At 38.0% G+C, this 16,694-nt stretch carries 17 protein-coding genes; all 17 read left to right on the top strand.

Annotated features, from left to right (window positions below; translation table 11 throughout):
- The first annotated feature begins 335 nt into the window (after window positions 1-335).
- Window positions 336-2,384 (top strand): ATP-dependent DNA helicase RecG, encoded by a 2,049-nt coding sequence (recG, locus tag BPMYX0001_RS16110; RefSeq protein WP_018764722.1) that lies wholly within the window; start codon window positions 336-338, stop codon window positions 2,382-2,384.
- Between the two features lie 92 nt (window positions 2,385-2,476).
- A complete protein-coding gene (fapR, locus tag BPMYX0001_RS16105; protein WP_003199443.1) occupies window positions 2,477-3,070 on the top strand; it encodes a transcription factor FapR in 594 nt (197 codons plus the stop codon).
- On the top strand, window positions 3,067-4,059 hold the full coding sequence (gene plsX / locus BPMYX0001_RS16100) for a phosphate acyltransferase PlsX (RefSeq protein ID WP_018780923.1): 993 nt from the start codon (window positions 3,067-3,069) through the stop codon (window positions 4,057-4,059). The genes fapR and plsX overlap by 4 nt, the downstream gene beginning before the upstream one ends.
- Before the next feature lie 14 nt (window positions 4,060-4,073).
- Window positions 4,074-5,024: an ACP S-malonyltransferase gene (fabD, locus tag BPMYX0001_RS16095; RefSeq protein ID WP_003208176.1), complete on the top strand. Its 951-nt coding sequence runs from the start codon at window positions 4,074-4,076 to the stop codon at window positions 5,022-5,024.
- A complete protein-coding gene (gene fabG / locus BPMYX0001_RS16090; protein ID WP_016115974.1) occupies window positions 5,018-5,758 on the top strand; it encodes a 3-oxoacyl-[acyl-carrier-protein] reductase in 741 nt (246 codons plus the stop codon). The genes fabD and fabG overlap by 7 nt, the downstream gene beginning before the upstream one ends.
- A gap of 71 nt (window positions 5,759-5,829) precedes the next feature.
- Window positions 5,830-6,063 (top strand): acyl carrier protein, encoded by a 234-nt coding sequence (acpP, locus tag BPMYX0001_RS16085; RefSeq protein ID WP_000786062.1) that lies wholly within the window; start codon window positions 5,830-5,832, stop codon window positions 6,061-6,063.
- A gap of 59 nt (window positions 6,064-6,122) precedes the next feature.
- Window positions 6,123-6,860: a ribonuclease III gene (rncS, locus tag BPMYX0001_RS16080; protein ID WP_003199450.1), complete on the top strand. Its 738-nt coding sequence runs from the start codon at window positions 6,123-6,125 to the stop codon at window positions 6,858-6,860.
- Window positions 6,861-7,008: 148 nt separating this feature from the next.
- Complete coding sequence (gene smc, locus BPMYX0001_RS16075) at window positions 7,009-10,578, top strand: chromosome segregation protein SMC (RefSeq protein ID WP_006095746.1); 3,570 nt, start codon at window positions 7,009-7,011, stop codon at window positions 10,576-10,578.
- A gap of 14 nt (window positions 10,579-10,592) precedes the next feature.
- On the top strand, window positions 10,593-11,582 hold the full coding sequence (gene ftsY / locus BPMYX0001_RS16070) for a signal recognition particle-docking protein FtsY (RefSeq protein WP_006095745.1): 990 nt from the start codon (window positions 10,593-10,595) through the stop codon (window positions 11,580-11,582).
- A 279-nt stretch (window positions 11,583-11,861) separates the two neighbouring features.
- Window positions 11,862-12,194, top strand: coding sequence for a putative DNA-binding protein (locus BPMYX0001_RS16065; RefSeq protein ID WP_000891062.1), 333 nt, complete (start codon window positions 11,862-11,864; stop codon window positions 12,192-12,194).
- A 12-nt stretch (window positions 12,195-12,206) separates the two neighbouring features.
- Window positions 12,207-13,556 (top strand): signal recognition particle protein, encoded by a 1,350-nt coding sequence (gene ffh / locus BPMYX0001_RS16060; protein WP_003199457.1) that lies wholly within the window; start codon window positions 12,207-12,209, stop codon window positions 13,554-13,556.
- Window positions 13,557-13,657: 101 nt separating this feature from the next.
- Window positions 13,658-13,930: a 30S ribosomal protein S16 gene (gene rpsP / locus BPMYX0001_RS16055; RefSeq protein ID WP_000268750.1), complete on the top strand. Its 273-nt coding sequence runs from the start codon at window positions 13,658-13,660 to the stop codon at window positions 13,928-13,930.
- 14 nt (window positions 13,931-13,944) lie between these two features.
- Window positions 13,945-14,172: a KH domain-containing protein gene (locus tag BPMYX0001_RS16050; protein WP_016115971.1), complete on the top strand. Its 228-nt coding sequence runs from the start codon at window positions 13,945-13,947 to the stop codon at window positions 14,170-14,172.
- A gap of 119 nt (window positions 14,173-14,291) precedes the next feature.
- Window positions 14,292-14,807: a ribosome maturation factor RimM gene (gene rimM / locus BPMYX0001_RS16045; protein ID WP_018764717.1), complete on the top strand. Its 516-nt coding sequence runs from the start codon at window positions 14,292-14,294 to the stop codon at window positions 14,805-14,807.
- Window positions 14,807-15,541 carry a tRNA (guanosine(37)-N1)-methyltransferase TrmD gene (trmD, locus tag BPMYX0001_RS16040; protein WP_006095742.1) on the top strand — a complete coding sequence of 245 codons (735 nt, stop codon included), beginning with the start codon at window positions 14,807-14,809 and terminating at the stop codon, window positions 15,539-15,541. The genes rimM and trmD overlap by 1 nt, the downstream gene beginning before the upstream one ends.
- 146 nt (window positions 15,542-15,687) lie before the next feature.
- A complete protein-coding gene (gene rplS / locus BPMYX0001_RS16035) occupies window positions 15,688-16,032 on the top strand; it encodes a 50S ribosomal protein L19 (protein WP_001186516.1) in 345 nt (114 codons plus the stop codon).
- 101 nt (window positions 16,033-16,133) lie between these two features.
- Window positions 16,134-16,685, top strand: coding sequence for a signal peptidase I (gene lepB / locus BPMYX0001_RS16030; protein ID WP_016115968.1), 552 nt, complete (start codon window positions 16,134-16,136; stop codon window positions 16,683-16,685).
- Window positions 16,686-16,694 lie beyond the last annotated feature (9 nt).

Genomic DNA, 16,694 nt, shown 5'->3' with positions numbered 1-16,694 from the left:
AAGGCTAGCATAATGACGATAAAAAAGAGCCTTGCTGCTATAGTAAGGCTCTTTTTTATCGCATATCTTTCTTTGGAATATACATAATTTGATAAAAGATTTCGCAAAGTTTAATCAAGTAGGTATTTAGGTTAATGAAAGGGTCATTATATATGGCTGATAATGTATAAGGGTAGTTTCCTTGAGAATGCCTATGATAGAATAGAAAAGGCAGAAGAGAACGATTACAAGTTAGGATAGTAAATGTATAAGTTATATGGAATTGTATATCCATATATGCATGAAGTATATACGCGAGTAAAAATAAGAAAATGATGTGACGGAGCGTGAAAATCTTGAGTGAAGTTGTGCAAGTTCCTGTTACGGATGTAAAAGGAATCGGGGAAGAGACATCTGAATTATTACATGAGATGGGGATTTATACAGTTTCCCATCTATTAGAGCATTTTCCGTACCGTTATGAAGACTACGCGATGAAAGATTTGGCAGAAGTGAAACATGAAGAGCGTGTAACAGTGGAAGGAAAGGTGCATAGTGCTCCTTTATTACAATATTACGGGAAAAAGAAATCGCGTCTTACTGTTCGCGTACTTGTTGGCCGTTATTTAATTACGGCTGTATGTTTTAATAGACCGTATTATAAGCAAAAGTTAAAGCTTGATGAAACGGTGACGATTACTGGTAAATGGGATCAGCATCGTCAAACGATTTCTATATCCGAGCTTCACTTTGGTCCAGTCGTACGTCAGCAAGAAGTGGAACCTGTGTATTCAGTAAAAGGAAAATTAACAGTAAAACAAATGCGACGTTTTATTGCACAAGCTTTAAAAGAGTATGGTTCCTCTATAGAAGAAATGTTGCCAGATGGTTTGTTAGGGCGTTATAAATTATTACCGCGTTATGAAGCGCTTCGAGCGCTCCATTTTCCAGTTGGTCAAGAAGATTTAAAACAAGCACGTCGTCGATTTGTATATGAAGAATTTTTCTTATTCCAGCTCAAAATGCAAGCGTTGCGTAAAATGGAAAGAGAGAGTTCGAAGGGGACGAAAAAAGATATTTCAATGAAAGAATTAGAAGAGTTCACTGATGCACTTCCGTTCCCGCTTACTGGCGCACAGCGTCGCGTTGTTTCTGAGATTATAAAAGATATGCAGTCTCCGTACCGGATGAATCGGTTATTACAAGGGGATGTTGGATCAGGAAAAACAGTTGTAGCTGCAATTGCTCTTTATGCAGCGAAACTTGCACATTATCAAGGTGCGTTAATGGTCCCTACAGAAATTTTAGCTGAGCAACATTATCAATCGCTAGCAGAGACGTTCTCGCATTTTAATATGAATGTGGAATTGTTAACGAGTTCAGTTAAGGGGGCACGTCGTCGTGAAGTTTTAGCGAAACTTGAACAAGGAGAAATAGATATTCTTGTTGGGACACATGCTTTAATTCAGGATGAGGTCATTTTCCATAGACTTGGACTTGTTATTACTGACGAACAACACCGTTTTGGTGTAGCGCAGCGCCGCGTTTTACGAGAGAAAGGTGAAAGTCCAGATGTGTTGTTTATGACAGCAACACCGATTCCTCGTACATTGGCGATTACTGCTTTTGGAGAGATGGATGTTTCTATTATTGATGAAATGCCTGCTGGGCGTAAAGTGATTGAAACGTATTGGGCAAAACATGATATGTTAGAACGTGTCCTTGGTTTCGTGGAAAAGGAAGTGAATAAGGGGAGACAAGCTTATGTAATTTGTCCGCTTATTGAAGAATCTGAGAAGCTTGATGTGCAAAATGCAATTGATTTGCATAGTATGCTGATGCATCACTATCAAGGAAAGTTTCAGGTTGGATTAATGCACGGACGTTTATCTTCTCAAGAAAAAGAAGATGTAATGGAGAAATTTAGTGAAAATAAAGTGCAAATTCTTGTTTCAACAACTGTAGTTGAGGTTGGTGTCAACGTGCCAAATGCAACGGTTATGGTAATTTATGATGCGGAGCGCTTTGGTTTATCGCAATTGCATCAGCTTCGAGGTCGTGTTGGCCGTGGGAGTGAGCAGTCGTATTGTTTGTTAATCGCAGATCCGAAATCGGAAACTGGGAAAGAACGCATGCGCATTATGACAGAAACAAATGATGGATTTGTATTGTCGGAAAAAGATTTAGAGTTACGTGGTCCTGGAGATTTCTTTGGAAGTAAACAAAGTGGTCTACCAGAGTTTAAGGTAGCTGATATGGTACATGATTATCGAGCGTTGGAAACGGCGAGACAAGATGCGGCCGTGCTGGTTGATTCTGAAGCGTTTTGGCACAACGAGCAGTATGCTGCATTACGCGTATATCTTGAAGGAGCAGGTGTGTTTCAAGGAGAAAAGCTCGATTAAAAATGGAATGTGCAAATTTTTTTGTTGCATTCTACTTTTAATGATTATATACTACTGTTAGTACCTAGTCATAAAAAAACGGATGGTGCGGTATGAAAAAAAGAAAAAGTAAGAAAGAAAGACAAGTATTATTACAACAAACAATAGAAACGAATCCTTTCATAACGGATGAAGAGTTAGCAGAGCAGTTTCAAGTAAGTATACAAACTGTTCGCCTTGATCGAATGGAATTATCGATTCCTGAGTTAAGAGAGCGAATTAAACATGTGGCAACGAAACAGCATGAAGAAGATGTAAAATCTTTACCGTTAGAAGAGGTAGTTGGAGAAATTATTGATATAGAATTAGATAGACATGCAATTTCTATTTTTGAAGTGAAGATGGAGCATGTATTTAAAAGAAATCAAATTGCGCGTGGGCACCATTTGTTTGCTCAAGCGAACTCACTAGCTGTTGCAGTTATTGATGAAGAATTAGCTTTAACTGCAAAGTCTACCATTCGATATATTCGTCCTGTAAAATTAGGAGAACGTGTTGTTGCAAAAGCCCGCGTTGAAGATGTGGAGAATGATAAAGGACGGACGGTTGTCAAAGTGCATAGCTTTGTTGGCGAAGAACTTGTTTTTACAGGCACTTTTGAAATGTATCGATCTAGTAATTATAGTGAGGAAGGTAACAATTTATGAAAATCGCAATAGATGCAATGGGTGGCGATCACGCTCCAAAAGCAGCTGTATTAGGAGCAATGAAAGCTATTAAGGAATATTCAGATTTACATATTACTTTGGTAGGAAAAGAAGAGGAGATTCGTCAGTATTTAACAAGCGAAGAGCGTATTACTGTACTTCATACAGATGAAAAGATTGAAGGGACAGATGAACCAGTAAGAGCTGTTCGTCGGAAAAAGCAAGCTTCAATGGTACTTGCAGCGCAGCAAGTAAAAGAAGGTGTAGCCAATGCTTGTATATCAGCAGGTAACACAGGGGCTTTAATGGCAGCTGGATTGTTTGTGGTAGGACGTATGGAAGGGATTGAACGTCCAGCGTTATCTCCTACAATGCCAACAATTGATGGGAAAGGTTTTGTTATGTTAGACGTTGGAGCAAATGTTGACGCGAAGCCAATTCATTTATATCAATATGCGGTAATGGGTTCTATTTACGCTGAGAAAGTAAGAGGAATTAACAATCCGCGTGTTGGTCTTTTGAATGTCGGGACAGAAGATGGCAAAGGAAACGAACTTTCAAAACAAGTATTCGCTATGCTAAAAGATGCGCCAATTAATTTTGTTGGAAACGTTGAGTCAAGAGACCTATTACAAGGTGTGGCAGATGTAGTTGTATGCGATGGTTTTACTGGAAACGTAGCATTAAAATCATTAGAAGGAACTGCACTAGCATTATTTTCTATGTTAAAAGAACAATTAATGAGTTCGTTCACAAGTAAATTAGCAGCGGCAGTATTAAAACCGAAGCTGATGATATTAAAAGATAAAATGGATTATTCGGAGTATGGCGGAGCAGCATTGTTTGGATTAAAAGCTCCTGTCATTAAGGCTCATGGATCTTCTAATGATCAATCGATTTTTAGTGCGATTCGTCAAACGAGAGAAATGGTAGCGAAAGAAGTCATTCCTACAATTTCAAGTGTAATGGAGAAAGAGCCGCTTCAATAAGAGGAGGGTTTGAAATGGGAAAACTAGCATTTCTTTTTCCGGGCCAAGGTTCACAGGCGGTTGGAATGGGACAGCAATTAGCAGGGAATAATAAAGAGGTTGCAAAAATATTTCAAAAAGCGGATGAAGTTTTACAGGAGTCTCTTTCATCATTAATTTTTGAAGGACCTCAGGAGAAGCTAACATTAACGACAAATGCGCAACCAGCACTATTAACGACAAGTATTGCAATCTTAACAGCTTTGAAACAATATGATATTACGCCTGATTATGTTGCTGGCCATAGCTTAGGTGAGTATAGCGCGCTTGTTGCAGCGGGAGCATTAACATTTGAAGATGCTGTTTACGCTGTAAGAAAACGTGGTGAATATATGGAAGAAGCTGTGCCAAGCGGAGAAGGTGCAATGGCCGCTATTTTAGGGGCAGATCCAGATGTTCTGAAACAAGTTACAGAAGAAGTAACGAGTGAAGGTCATGCTGTGCAAATTGCTAATATGAATAGTACGAAGCAAATCGTTATCTCTGGAACGAAACGAGGAGTAGAACTCGCTTCTCAAAAAGTGAAAGAAAATGGTGCAAAACGAGCAATTCCGCTTCGTGTGAGCGGTCCGTTCCATTCTTCATTAATGAAACCAGCAGCTGAGAAGTTTCAAAATGTTTTAAATGAAATTACAATTCAAGATGCAAACATTCCAGTTGTTGCAAACGTTACGGCTAATTGCGTTAATCGCAGTGAAGATATTCAAGAAAAGCTAATTGAACAGCTCTATTCACCTGTTTTATGGTACCCATCTATTGAACAGATGGTAGAACAAGGTGTAGATACATTTATTGAAATTGGTCCCGGGAAAGTTCTTGCTGGTCTTATGAAATCAATTGCTCCATCTGCAAAGGTATATGCGATATATGATGAAGAGACATTGAAAGATACCATTTCAAGTTTGAGAGGAGAAAGCGGATGTTAAAAGGGAAAGTTGCATTAGTAACAGGTGCATCACGTGGAATTGGCCGCGCAATTGCAATTGATTTAGCGAAGCAAGGGGCAACAGTTGTAGTTAACTATGCTGGTAATGAGCAAAAAGCAAATGAAGTAGTTGATGAAATAAAAAAACTTGGTTCAGAAGCAATCGCAGTGAGAGCAGACGTTGCTAATGTTGAAGAAGTTACAAACCTGGTAAAACACACTGTGGATACATTTGGACGAGTTGATATTCTTGTGAATAATGCAGGGGTAACAAGAGATAATTTATTAATGCGTATGAAAGAAGAAGAATGGGATACAGTTATTGATACAAACTTAAAAGGTGTATTCTTATGTACGAAAGCAGTATCTCGTTACATGATGCGTCAGCGTCATGGTCGTATTATTAATATTGCTTCTGTTGTCGGTGTTACAGGGAATCCCGGTCAAGCAAATTACGTTGCAGCAAAAGCTGGGGTAATTGGATTGACAAAGACTTCCGCAAAAGAATTGGCTAGCCGAAATATAACAGTAAATGCAATTGCTCCAGGGTTTATTGCTACTGATATGACAGATGTATTAGGCGAAAACGTAAAAGAGGAAATGTTAAAATTAATCCCTGCTGCTAAGTTTGGAGAAGCGCAAGATATTGCGAATGCTGTAACATTTTTTGCTGCTGATCACAGCAAATATATTACAGGACAAACATTACATGTTGATGGTGGTATGGTAATGTAATAAAAGAAACGATTTCACCTAGTTTTTTTGTGAAATATTTAATATAATATTTGAGGGGAGGTGAATGAATTATGGCAGATGTTTTAGAGCGTGTAACGAAAATTATCGTGGATCGTTTAGGAGTAGAAGAAACAGAAGTAGTACCAGCTGCAAGCTTTAAAGAAGATTTAGGTGCAGACTCCCTAGATGTAGTTGAACTTGTAATGCAATTGGAAGATGAGTTTGAAATGGAAATTTCTGATGAAGATGCAGAAAAAATTGCTACTGTTGGCGATGCTGTGACTTACATAGAGAGTCATCTATAATGTTTGAGTGAAGTCCCGTTTTATAGCGGGGCTTTCTCGGCTTATATCTGGAGGGACCTATGCCGTACCGAAAATATAGAGAAAAAAAATATGAAACAAAATATCGTGAAGCTTTTAAAATGTTTCAACAAAAAATAGGTATTACGTTTACAGATGAAAAATTATTAATTCAAGCATTTACGCATTCATCGTATGTGAATGAGCATCGAAAAAAGCCACATGAAGACAATGAACGTCTAGAATTTCTTGGAGACGCTGTATTAGAATTAACTGTATCACAGTATTTGTTTCAAAAATATCCGACAATGAGCGAAGGAGAGCTAACAAAGTTGCGTGCAGCTGTTGTATGTGAACCATCTCTTGTCCGCTTTGCGAATGAATTGTCATTTGGTAACCTTGTTTTACTAGGAAAAGGTGAAGAAATGACAGGTGGACGTGAACGACCAGCTTTATTAGCGGATGTCTTTGAAGCGTTTATTGGTGCCCTTTATCTTGATCAAGGGTTGGAGACAGTTTGGGAATTCTTAAAAGAAATTGTATATCCAAAAATTAATGAAGGTGCTTTTTCTCATGTGATGGATTATAAGAGTCAACTACAAGAATTAATTCAGCGTGATGGTAGCGGTAATATTGAATATCAAATTTTGCAAGAAAAAGGACCTGCTCACAATCGAGAGTTTGTGTCACGTGTTACATTAAATGGCGTGGCTCTAGGTCTTGGTAGCGGTAAGTCGAAAAAAGAAGCAGAGCAACAAGCTGCTTCAGAGGCGTTGAAAAAGTTAAAAGAACAATCATAAGGAATCCCCCTTTACATGAGGGGGATTCCTTATGCATAGAATGAAACTTTATTTTTATTTGGATATGAAAAGACAAATATGAATCCGTACAGTAGTTTGTTTTTATAGGCAGAGACTATAAAAACGGAGAATAGGGGGAAGGCCTTTCGTGTTTTTAAAGAGATTAGAAATAGTAGGATTTAAATCCTTTGCGGAGCGTGTATCTGTTGATTTTGTTCCAGGTGTAACCTCTGTAGTTGGTCCTAATGGAAGCGGAAAGAGTAATATTACTGACGCGATTCGCTGGGTACTTGGTGAACAATCTGCAAAATCATTACGCGGTGCAAAAATGGAGGATATTATTTTTGCGGGAAGTGATACGCGAAGAGCAGTTAATGTTGCAGAGGTAACATTAACCTTAAATAATGAAGATCAGCGTTTACCTATTGAGTATAATGAGGTGAGTGTTACGCGCCGCGTTTCTCGCTTGGGAGATAGTGACTTTTTTATTAACAAACAATCTTGTCGATTAAAAGATATTGTTGATTTATTTATGGATTCTGGTATGGGACGAGAAGCTTTCTCAATCATTAGCCAAGGAAAAGTAGAAGAAATTTTAAGCAGTAAATCTGAAGAGCGTCGTGGTGTATTTGAAGAAGCAGCAGGCGTATTAAAATATAAGCTTCGCAAAAAGAAAGCTGAAGGAAAATTAGCAGAAACACAAGAAAACTTAAATCGTGTGCAAGATATTATTCACGAATTAAGCACTCAAGTAGAGCCGCTTGAAAGACAAGCTTCTATTGCGAAAGACTATCTTGAGAAAAAAGAAGAACTAGAAAAAGTAGAAGCAGCTCTCATTGTATATGAAATTGAAGAATTACATGAAAAATGGGAAGCGCTTAGAAAGCAGTTTGGACACAATAAAGATGAAGAAGTAAAAATGTCAACGCATTTACAAAAAAATGAAGCAGAGCTCGAAGAATTACGCGGACAATTGCAAGCGATTGATGAATCTGTAGATTCCTTGCAAGAAGTTCTCCTTCTTTCTAGTAAAGAGTTAGAAAAATTAGAAGGGCAGCGTGAATTGCTAAAGGAACGAAAGCAAAATGCAACAACGCACTGCACACAGCTTGAACAGTTAATTATTGAGTTAACAGAAAAAGCCAAGATTTATGATGTGGAAATTGAAACCAGTACAGAAGAACTAATGAAATTTGCAAATCAGGTAAAAGCATTAGAACAAAAGCTACACGAAAATGAGAAACTTCTTTCTACATATGCAGAAAACCTAGAAGAGCAAATTGAGCATTTAAAAGGAGATTATATTGAACTTTTAAATCAACAAGCAAGTAATCGTAATGAATTATCTATGCTTGAGGAACAATTCAAACAACAAAATTCTAAAAATCAACGCCTTGATGAAGAAAATGAAAAGTATGTACAAATGCGTATGCAAATTACAGCTAAAAAGGAAAAATTTGTAGAGAGTTATGAAGAAGTAAAAGAGAAAGTGACAAGCGTTATTACCAATATACAAAAAACAGAAGCGGCGCTTGGAAAATGCAAGGCACAATATAGTGAAAATGAAACAAAATTGTATCAAGCATATCAATTTGTTCAACAAGCTCGCTCTCGAAAAGAAATGCTGGAAGAGATGCAAGAAGACTATTCTGGGTTTTATCAAGGTGTACGTGAAGTATTAAAGGCCCGTGAAAGTAAACTACATGGCATTGAAGGTGCGGTCGCTGAACTACTTACTGTACCGAAGGCATATGAAGTTGCTATGGAGATTGCACTTGGTGCAGCAATGCAACACGTTGTTGTACAAACAGAAGAGCATGCTCGCGAGGCAATTGCCTTTTTGAAACAAAATCGCCATGGACGTGCGACGTTTTTACCACAGGCAGTTATTAAGGGAAGATCGTTATCATTTGAACAGCTACGTATGATAAAGCAACATTCAGCGTTTATAGGTGTGGCAGCAGAACTCGTGCATTACAATAATAAATATGAAAATATAGTTTCAAATTTATTAGGAACGGTCGTCGTTGCAAAAGATTTAAGAGGTGCGAATGAGTTAGCGAAGCAATTACAATATCGCTACCGTATTGTAACGATTGAAGGAGATGTTGTAAATCCTGGCGGTTCTATGACTGGTGGGGCTGTAAAACAAGCGAAATCTTCTCTACTAGGGCGACAACGTGAATTAGAAGAGTGGAGCAAGAAGCTTACTGAAATGGAAGAAAAAACTTCTAAGTTAGAAAACTTTGTTAAAGCGTTAAAACAAGAAATTCAAGAAAAAGAAGTTAAGATAAAAGAATTACGTCACGATGCAGAACAAGAGCGTGTAGATGAACAAAAATTAAAAGAAGAAATTAATCAGCTTGAGCTAGAAGAGCATCGTATTAATGATCGTTTATCTATTTATGATTTGGAAATAGAAGGATTTTTACAAGATCAAGTGAAAATGCAAGGGCGAAAACAAGAGCTGGATAGAATTTTAGTAGAGCTTCAAAAAGATATCACAGAGCTTGATGAAAAAATTGTTGCTTTAACGAAGCAAAAAAGTGACCAGCATTCTTCGAAAGAAAAAGTTCAGGCGGAGATGACGGAGCTGAAAGTACAAGCAGCAGAAAAGCAGCAACGTTTGTCTAATCAAAAAGAGAAAGTAGATCGTTTGACGAAAGAACAAGAGGAAACGCAGCGAACGCTTGTAAAAACAAAAGAAGATTTAGCATTCTTAAAGCAAGAAATGACATCGAATTCAAGCGGTGAAGAGCAAATTACGAATATGATTGAAAAGAAAGCACATGATCGAAATCAAACATCGGAATTAATTAGTTCCCGTCGTGAGCAACGCCTGAGCCTTCAAGAACGGGTAGAACATATAGAGCGTGAAGTGAAAGATACGAAAGGGCGCCATAAATATGTTCTCGAGGTTTTAAAAGATCAAGAAGTGAAAATCAATCGCCTTGATGTTGAATTAGAAAATAGATTGCAACATTTACGCGAAACGTATACGATTTCATTTGAAGCAGCAAAACTGAAGTATACAATGATAATGCCTGCAGAAGATGCGCGTAAAAAGGTGAAATTAATCAAACTATCAATCGAGGAGCTCGGAACAGTAAACTTAGGGGCAATTGAAGAGTATGAACGCGTAGCAGAACGACATACGTTCTTGTTAGAGCAGCGAGATGACTTAGAAGAAGCGAAAGCGACATTGCACCAAGTTATTATGGAAATGGATGAAGAGATGAAAAAACGCTTCTCTACTACATTCCAGGCAATTCGTACAGAATTCCAGACTGTCTTTTGTGAACTATTTGGCGGAGGAAGAGCAGACTTAGTGATGACAAATCCGCAAGATTTATTAAATACAGGCATTGATATTGTTGCGCAGCCACCGGGTAAGAAACTGCAAAATTTAGGTTTACTTTCAGGTGGGGAGCGTGCTTTAACTGCAATTGCACTGCTATTTGGTATTTTAAAAGTAAGACCTGTTCCGTTCTGTGTACTAGATGAGGTTGAAGCGGCGCTTGATGAAGCGAATGTAGCTCGTTTTGCGCAGTATTTGAAAAAGTTTAGTGATGAAACGCAGTTTATTGTTATTACACATCGAAAAGGTACGATGGAAGAATCAGATGTACTGTACGGGGTAACAATGCAAGAATCAGGTGTTTCTAAGCTTGTTTCCGTTCGTTTAGATGACGGAGAAGAGCTTGTTGCAAGCAAATAGGAAGGATGAGAAGAATGAGCTTCTTTAAAAAATTAAAAGAAAAGATTTCGAAACAAACAGATACTGTAACAGAGAAATTTAAGCAAGGGTTAGAAAAAACGAGAAATTCATTTGCGGATAAAGTAAATGATTTAGTGTATCGCTATCGTAAAGTCGATGAGGATTTCTTTGAGGAATTAGAGGAAATTTTAATTGGTGCAGATGTTGGTGTTGCAACAGTAATGGAACTTATCGATCAGTTGAAGGAAGAAGTACAACGCCGCAATATTCAAGATCCGAGAGAAGTGCAAGCTGTTATTTCGGAAAAACTAGTAGGGATTTACAAAGGTGAAGAAGACTTCAGTAATGAACTTAACATACAACAAGATCAATTAACGGTTATTTTATTTGTTGGTGTTAATGGTGTTGGGAAAACGACAACAATTGGTAAAATGGCTCATAAGTTTAAATCCGAAGGTAAGTCTGTCTTATTAGCAGCAGGGGATACGTTCCGTGCAGGAGCAATCGAACAGCTAGAAGTATGGGGCGACCGAGTTGGTGTGGAAGTTATTAAACAAGGATCTGGTTCTGACCCGGCAGCGGTTATGTATGATGCTGTTCAAGCTGCAAAAGCGCGTAAAGTAGATATCTTGCTATGTGATACAGCAGGTCGCTTGCAAAATAAAGTGAATTTAATGAAGGAGTTAGAAAAGGTGAAACGTGTCATTGAACGCGAAGTTCCAGGTGCTCCTCATGAAGTATTGCTTGTTATTGATGCAACGACAGGTCAAAATGGTTTAAGTCAAGCGAAAACATTCCGCGAAGCAACGAATGTTACAGGTATTGTTCTAACGAAATTAGACGGGACTGCTAAAGGTGGTATCGTATTAGCGATTCGTAATGAGATGGACGTACCAGTGAAATTTGTTGGACTTGGAGAACAAATGGACGACTTACAGCAATTTGATCCAGAACAATATGTGTATGGTTTATTTGCAAACTTAGTAGAAAAAGAAGAAGTATAAAGTGAAACTTCCATCCGTGGAGGCATTTTCCATGGATGGTTAGCCCTCACCAATCGGGTATTTATGGGTGGTTATCCTCCACCTATCTTCTTCACTTCTTTTTGAATCTTAAGGTGGAGGTCTTACTGCCCCCAAATAGCGGGGGCAGTGAAAGAAGCGGAAAAACCGCTTCTTTTTTATAAAAAATATATCATGTTAAGAAAAAAACTTGACACTCTTTTATACTCCATGTAAACTAATTCATGTAAAGGGAAATCACTTAACAAAGGATGATCCAACATGCTCGAAAAAACAACGAGAATGAATTATTTATTTGATTTTTATCAATCGTTGTTAACGCAAAAACAAAGAAGTTATATGTCGCTTTATTATTTAGATGATTTATCTCTTGGTGAAATTGCGGAAGAATTTGATGTAAGTCGCCAAGCCGTGTATGATAACATTAAACGGACTGAAGCGATGCTTGAAGAATATGAAGAGAAATTAGTATTACTTCAAAAGTTTCAAGAGCGACAGCGACTTGTTGCAAAGCTAAAACAGCTAATCAGCGAAGAAGAGCATGTGAATGAAGAAATGAAACAAGTTGTTGAAGCTATCGAAAAATTAGATTAGGAGGGCGGCAATATGGCATTTGAAGGATTAGCCGACCGACTTCAACAGACGATGCAAAAAATCCGCGGCAAAGGAAAAGTTTCTGAAGCCGATGTAAAAGAAATGATGAGAGAAGTTCGTCTTGCTCTTTTAGAAGCGGATGTTAACTTTAAAGTAGTAAAAGATTTTGTAAAGCGTGTGTCTGAGCGTGCTGTCGGACAAGATGTAATGAAGAGTTTGACACCTGGCCAACAAGTAATTAAAGTTGTACAGGAAGAACTTACAGAACTTATGGGCGGAGAGCAAAGTAAAATTGCTGTCGCTAATAAGCCGCCAACTGTTATTATGATGGTTGGTCTGCAAGGTGCAGGTAAAACAACGACAACAGGTAAACTTGCGAATTTGCTTCGTAAAAAGCATAATCGTAAACCGATGCTTGTTGCAGCCGATATTTACCGTCCTGCAGCGATTAAACAGCTTGAAACATTAGGGAAGCAATTGGACATGCCTGTTTTCTCATTAGGAGATCAAGTAAGTCCTGTTGAAATTGCAAAACAAGCGATTGCGAAAGCAAAAGAAGATCATCATGATTATGTTTTAATCGATACAGCGGGTCGCCTGCATATTGATGAAGAACTAATGGATGAATTAGCGAAAGTGAAAGAAGTTGCGAAACCGGATGAAATCTTCCTTGTTGTCGATGCGATGACAGGACAAGATGCGGTAAATGTTGCACAAAGTTTCCATGAACAGTTAGGTTTAACAGGTGTTGTTTTAACGAAATTAGACGGTGATACGCGCGGTGGTGCAGCACTATCTATTAAAGCAGTAACAAACACACCAATTAAATTTGCTGGTATGGGTGAAAAGCTAGATGCGATTGAAGCGTTCCATCCAGAACGCATGGCATCCCGTATTTTAGGGATGGGTGACGTTTTAACATTAATTGAAAAAGCGCAAGCTACAGTTGATGAGGAAAAAGCAAAAGAACTTGAGCAAAAAATGCGTACGCTTTCGTTTACGCTAGACGATTTCCTAGAGCAACTTGGACAAGTGCGTCAACTTGGACCACTTGATGAATTGCTAGGAATGCTTCCTGGTGCAAATAAAATTAAAGGGCTGAAAAATGCACAAGTTGATGAAAAACAAATTGGGCATATTGAGGCAATTATTCGTTCTATGACAAAAGTAGAGCGAGAACATCCGGAAATTATCAATGCTAGTCGTAAAAAACGCATTGCCAAAGGTAGTGGTACAACAGTACAAGAAATTAATCGTCTACTGAAGCAGTTTGAAGATATGAAAAAAATGATGAAGACGATGACAGGCATGCAAAAAGGTAAGAAAAAAGGACTAGGTGGATTGAAGTTTCCATTTATGTAAGGAAAAAAAGATGGCTCTGTTAAGAAAAAATACTTTACAAAGCAATAGTCTTTTTGCTAATATAATTATCTGTGTGAAATAAATTCGGAGGTGCTTTATAAATGGCAGTTAAAATTCGTTTAAAACGTATGGGAGCTAAAAAAACTCCTTTCTATCGTGTAGTTGTTGCAGATTCTCGTTCTCCTCGTGACGGACGTTTCATTGAGGAAATCGGTACTTACAATCCGGTTGCTCAACCAGCTGAAGTGAAAATCAACGAAGAAGCAGCATTAAAATGGTTAGGAAATGGTGCGAAACCATCTGATACAGTTCGCAATCTTTTCTCTAACCAAGGTATCATGGAGAAATTCCACTTATCTAAACAAGGTAAGTAATTGAGGCAATGACAATGAAAAAGTTGATCGAAACAATTGTCAAACCTCTTGTAGATCATCCTGAAGATGTAAAAGTTTCACAGGAACTTTGCAACGGAGAGATAAAGTATCGATTGACTGTGCATCCTGAGGATGTTGGAAAAGTCATTGGAAAGCAGGGGCGAGTTGCGAAAGCAATTCGGATGCTCTTGTATTCAGTGGGACATCACAATGATGAGAAAGTCACACTGGAAATTCAATAAACGTTAAAAGGGCGAGGATTTTTCCTCTCCCTTTTTTAACATTTTTAAAGAAATTGCATGTTCCATATATGGAATGGAAATGCTTAACTTATATAGAAAACAGGGGTGACATGCTGTTTATGACAAAATGGTTTAACGTAGGTAAAATTGTAAATACTCATGGTGTTAGAGGGGAAATTCGAGTTATTTCTCGTACCGATTTTCCTGAAGAACGATATAAAGTAGGGAATACATTATACATATGGCATGATAAAGGGACGGAACCACTTTCGGTAAAGGTCGCTTCTCATCGCCAACACAAAACATTTGATTTATTGACATTTGAAGGGTATAACAATGTAGATGAAGTAGAGAAGCTAAAAGGTTCTTCAATCAAAGTACCAGAAGAGCAGTTAGGTGAACTTGCTGAAGGTGAGTACTATTACCATGAAATTATTGGCTGTAAAGTTGTAACAGAAGAGGGAGAGGATTTAGGTACGATAAAAGAGATTCTATCTCCTGGTGCGAATGATGTTTGGGTGATCAAACGCCCGAAAGGTCAAGATCTTTTAATCCCTTACATTGATGATGTTGTACTTCAAGTTAACATTGAAAATAAATTAGTAACCATTCATGTAATGGAAGGATTGCTATAATGAAAATCGATATTTTAACATTATTTCCAGAGATGTTCACCGGTGTTTTTGGATCTTCGATTTTAAAAAAAGCGCAAGAAAAAGAGGCAGTGGAGCTTAGGGTTGTAAATTTTCGTGATTATACAACAAGTAAGCATAACAGTGTAGATGATTATCCGTACGGTGGGGGCGCGGGGATGGTATTAACCCCACAGCCTATCTTTGATGCGGTGGAAGAGTTAACGAAGGAAACTGACCGTAAACCAAGGGTGGTCTTAATGTGTCCACAAGGAGAGCGTTTCACGCAGAAAAAGGCAGAAGAGCTTGCTGGAGAAGAGCATGTTATTTTTGTATGTGGTCATTATGAAGGATATGATGAACGAATTCGTGAACATCTTGTAACAGATGAGATTTCTATTGGTGATTACGTATTAACGGGCGGAGAATTAGCCTCTATGGTTGTTACCGATAGTGTTGTACGTCTTTTGCCAGGAGTACTTGGAAATTATGCTTCTCAGGTGGAAGATTCTTTTAGTACTGGTTTGTTAGAGCATCCGCACTATACACGTCCAGCTGATTTCCGTGGCATGAAGGTACCGGATGTACTTACGTCAGGGAATCATAAAAATATTGATGAATGGCGTCATAAAGAATCCCTGCGCCGTACGTATACACGTCGACCGGATTTACTTGAAGAACGTCGATTATCGAAGCAAGAAGAAAAATGGCTTGAACAAATTAAAAAAGAGCAATAAAAACTTCATATATTTTCTATTGCAACAGGCCTAGCAATATGATATTATAACATTTGTGTTACTGAAAACAGTAGCCGTATTAACGATGTTCCGCTGTAATTTATTAAGACTTTATAAGAGCATCCGTTTAAAGGAGAGAATTGAATATGCAACAATTAATCGCAGAAATTACAAAAGGCCAATTAAAAACTGACCTACCTTCATTCCGTCCTGGTGACACTTTACGTGTACACGTAAAAGTAGTTGAGGGTACTCGTGAGAGAATTCAGCTTTTTGAAGGTGTTGTAATTAAACGTCGTGGTGGCGGAATCAGTGAAACATTCACAGTGCGTAAGATTTCTTACGGTGTAGGTGTTGAGCGTACATTCCCAGTTCACACGCCAAGAATCGCGAAAATCGAAGTACTTCGCCGTGGTAAAGTACGTCGTGCTAAGTTATACTACTTACGTAACCTTCGCGGTAAAAAAGCGCGTATCAAAGAAATTCGATAAGACATGTATGGGAGCTTGTAAATGCACAAGCTCCCTTTTTCCAATCTATATGAAATTTTGATATAATACGAACAGCTTACATAACCGTGGAGGGGAAATACATGAAAAAAGAGAAGAGTTCACTTTGGGAATGGATAAAAGCAATTTTGATTGCTATTGTGTTAGCGGGTGTTATTAGACAATTTTTCTTTGCTCCAATCCTTGTGGATGGTGTATCAATGTCACCGACGCTACATGATCGTGATCGAATGATTGTCAATAAGATCGGCTATCACATTGGTGAACCGAAACGTTTTGACATAATCGTATTCCAAGCAACAGAAGAAAAAGATTATATTAAACGTGTTATCGGCTTGCCAGGCGATGAAATTGAGTATCGAAATGATAAACTCTATATTAACGGAAAACCTTATGAGGAACCGTATTTAGACAAGCAGAAAAAACAACTTGCTGATGGACCACTTACATATGATTTCAAGCTTGAAGAAATTACAGGTAAGAAAACAGTTCCAAAAGGTCAATTATTTGTACTAGGTGACAATCGTCGTTTTAGTAAAGATAGTCGTACTATTGGAACGATTTCGATGGACCAAGTAATTGGAGAAGCGAATATGTTATATTGGCCATTAAAAGACGCACGTATTGTGAAATAAACGAAAAAA

This window comes from Bacillus pseudomycoides DSM 12442 (assembly GCF_000161455.1).
Classification (GTDB): domain Bacteria; phylum Bacillota; class Bacilli; order Bacillales; family Bacillaceae_G; genus Bacillus_A; species Bacillus_A pseudomycoides.
Note: the sequence above shows the minus strand (reverse complement) of the source record. Positions and strands in the feature narration are given on the sequence as shown.

Coding starts and splice junctions, on each gene's coding strand:
- fapR (WP_003199443.1), top strand. CDS start 2,477: ATGAAAAAAAGAAAAAGTAAGAAAGAAAGACAAGTATTATTACAACAA.
- fabG (WP_016115974.1), top strand. CDS start 5,018: ATGTTAAAAGGGAAAGTTGCATTAGTAACAGGTGCATCACGTGGAATT.
- BPMYX0001_RS16065 (WP_000891062.1), top strand. CDS start 11,862: ATGCTCGAAAAAACAACGAGAATGAATTATTTATTTGATTTTTATCAA.
- rimM (WP_018764717.1), top strand. CDS start 14,292: ATGACAAAATGGTTTAACGTAGGTAAAATTGTAAATACTCATGGTGTT.
- rpsP (WP_000268750.1), top strand. CDS start 13,658: ATGGCAGTTAAAATTCGTTTAAAACGTATGGGAGCTAAAAAAACTCCT.
- plsX (WP_018780923.1), top strand. CDS start 3,067: ATGAAAATCGCAATAGATGCAATGGGTGGCGATCACGCTCCAAAAGCA.
- trmD (WP_006095742.1), top strand. CDS start 14,807: ATGAAAATCGATATTTTAACATTATTTCCAGAGATGTTCACCGGTGTT.
- fabD (WP_003208176.1), top strand. CDS start 4,074: ATGGGAAAACTAGCATTTCTTTTTCCGGGCCAAGGTTCACAGGCGGTT.
- lepB (WP_016115968.1), top strand. CDS start 16,134: ATGAAAAAAGAGAAGAGTTCACTTTGGGAATGGATAAAAGCAATTTTG.
- rncS (WP_003199450.1), top strand. CDS start 6,123: ATGCCGTACCGAAAATATAGAGAAAAAAAATATGAAACAAAATATCGT.
- ftsY (WP_006095745.1), top strand. CDS start 10,593: ATGAGCTTCTTTAAAAAATTAAAAGAAAAGATTTCGAAACAAACAGAT.
- rplS (WP_001186516.1), top strand. CDS start 15,688: ATGCAACAATTAATCGCAGAAATTACAAAAGGCCAATTAAAAACTGAC.
- acpP (WP_000786062.1), top strand. CDS start 5,830: ATGGCAGATGTTTTAGAGCGTGTAACGAAAATTATCGTGGATCGTTTA.
- ffh (WP_003199457.1), top strand. CDS start 12,207: ATGGCATTTGAAGGATTAGCCGACCGACTTCAACAGACGATGCAAAAA.
- BPMYX0001_RS16050 (WP_016115971.1), top strand. CDS start 13,945: ATGAAAAAGTTGATCGAAACAATTGTCAAACCTCTTGTAGATCATCCT.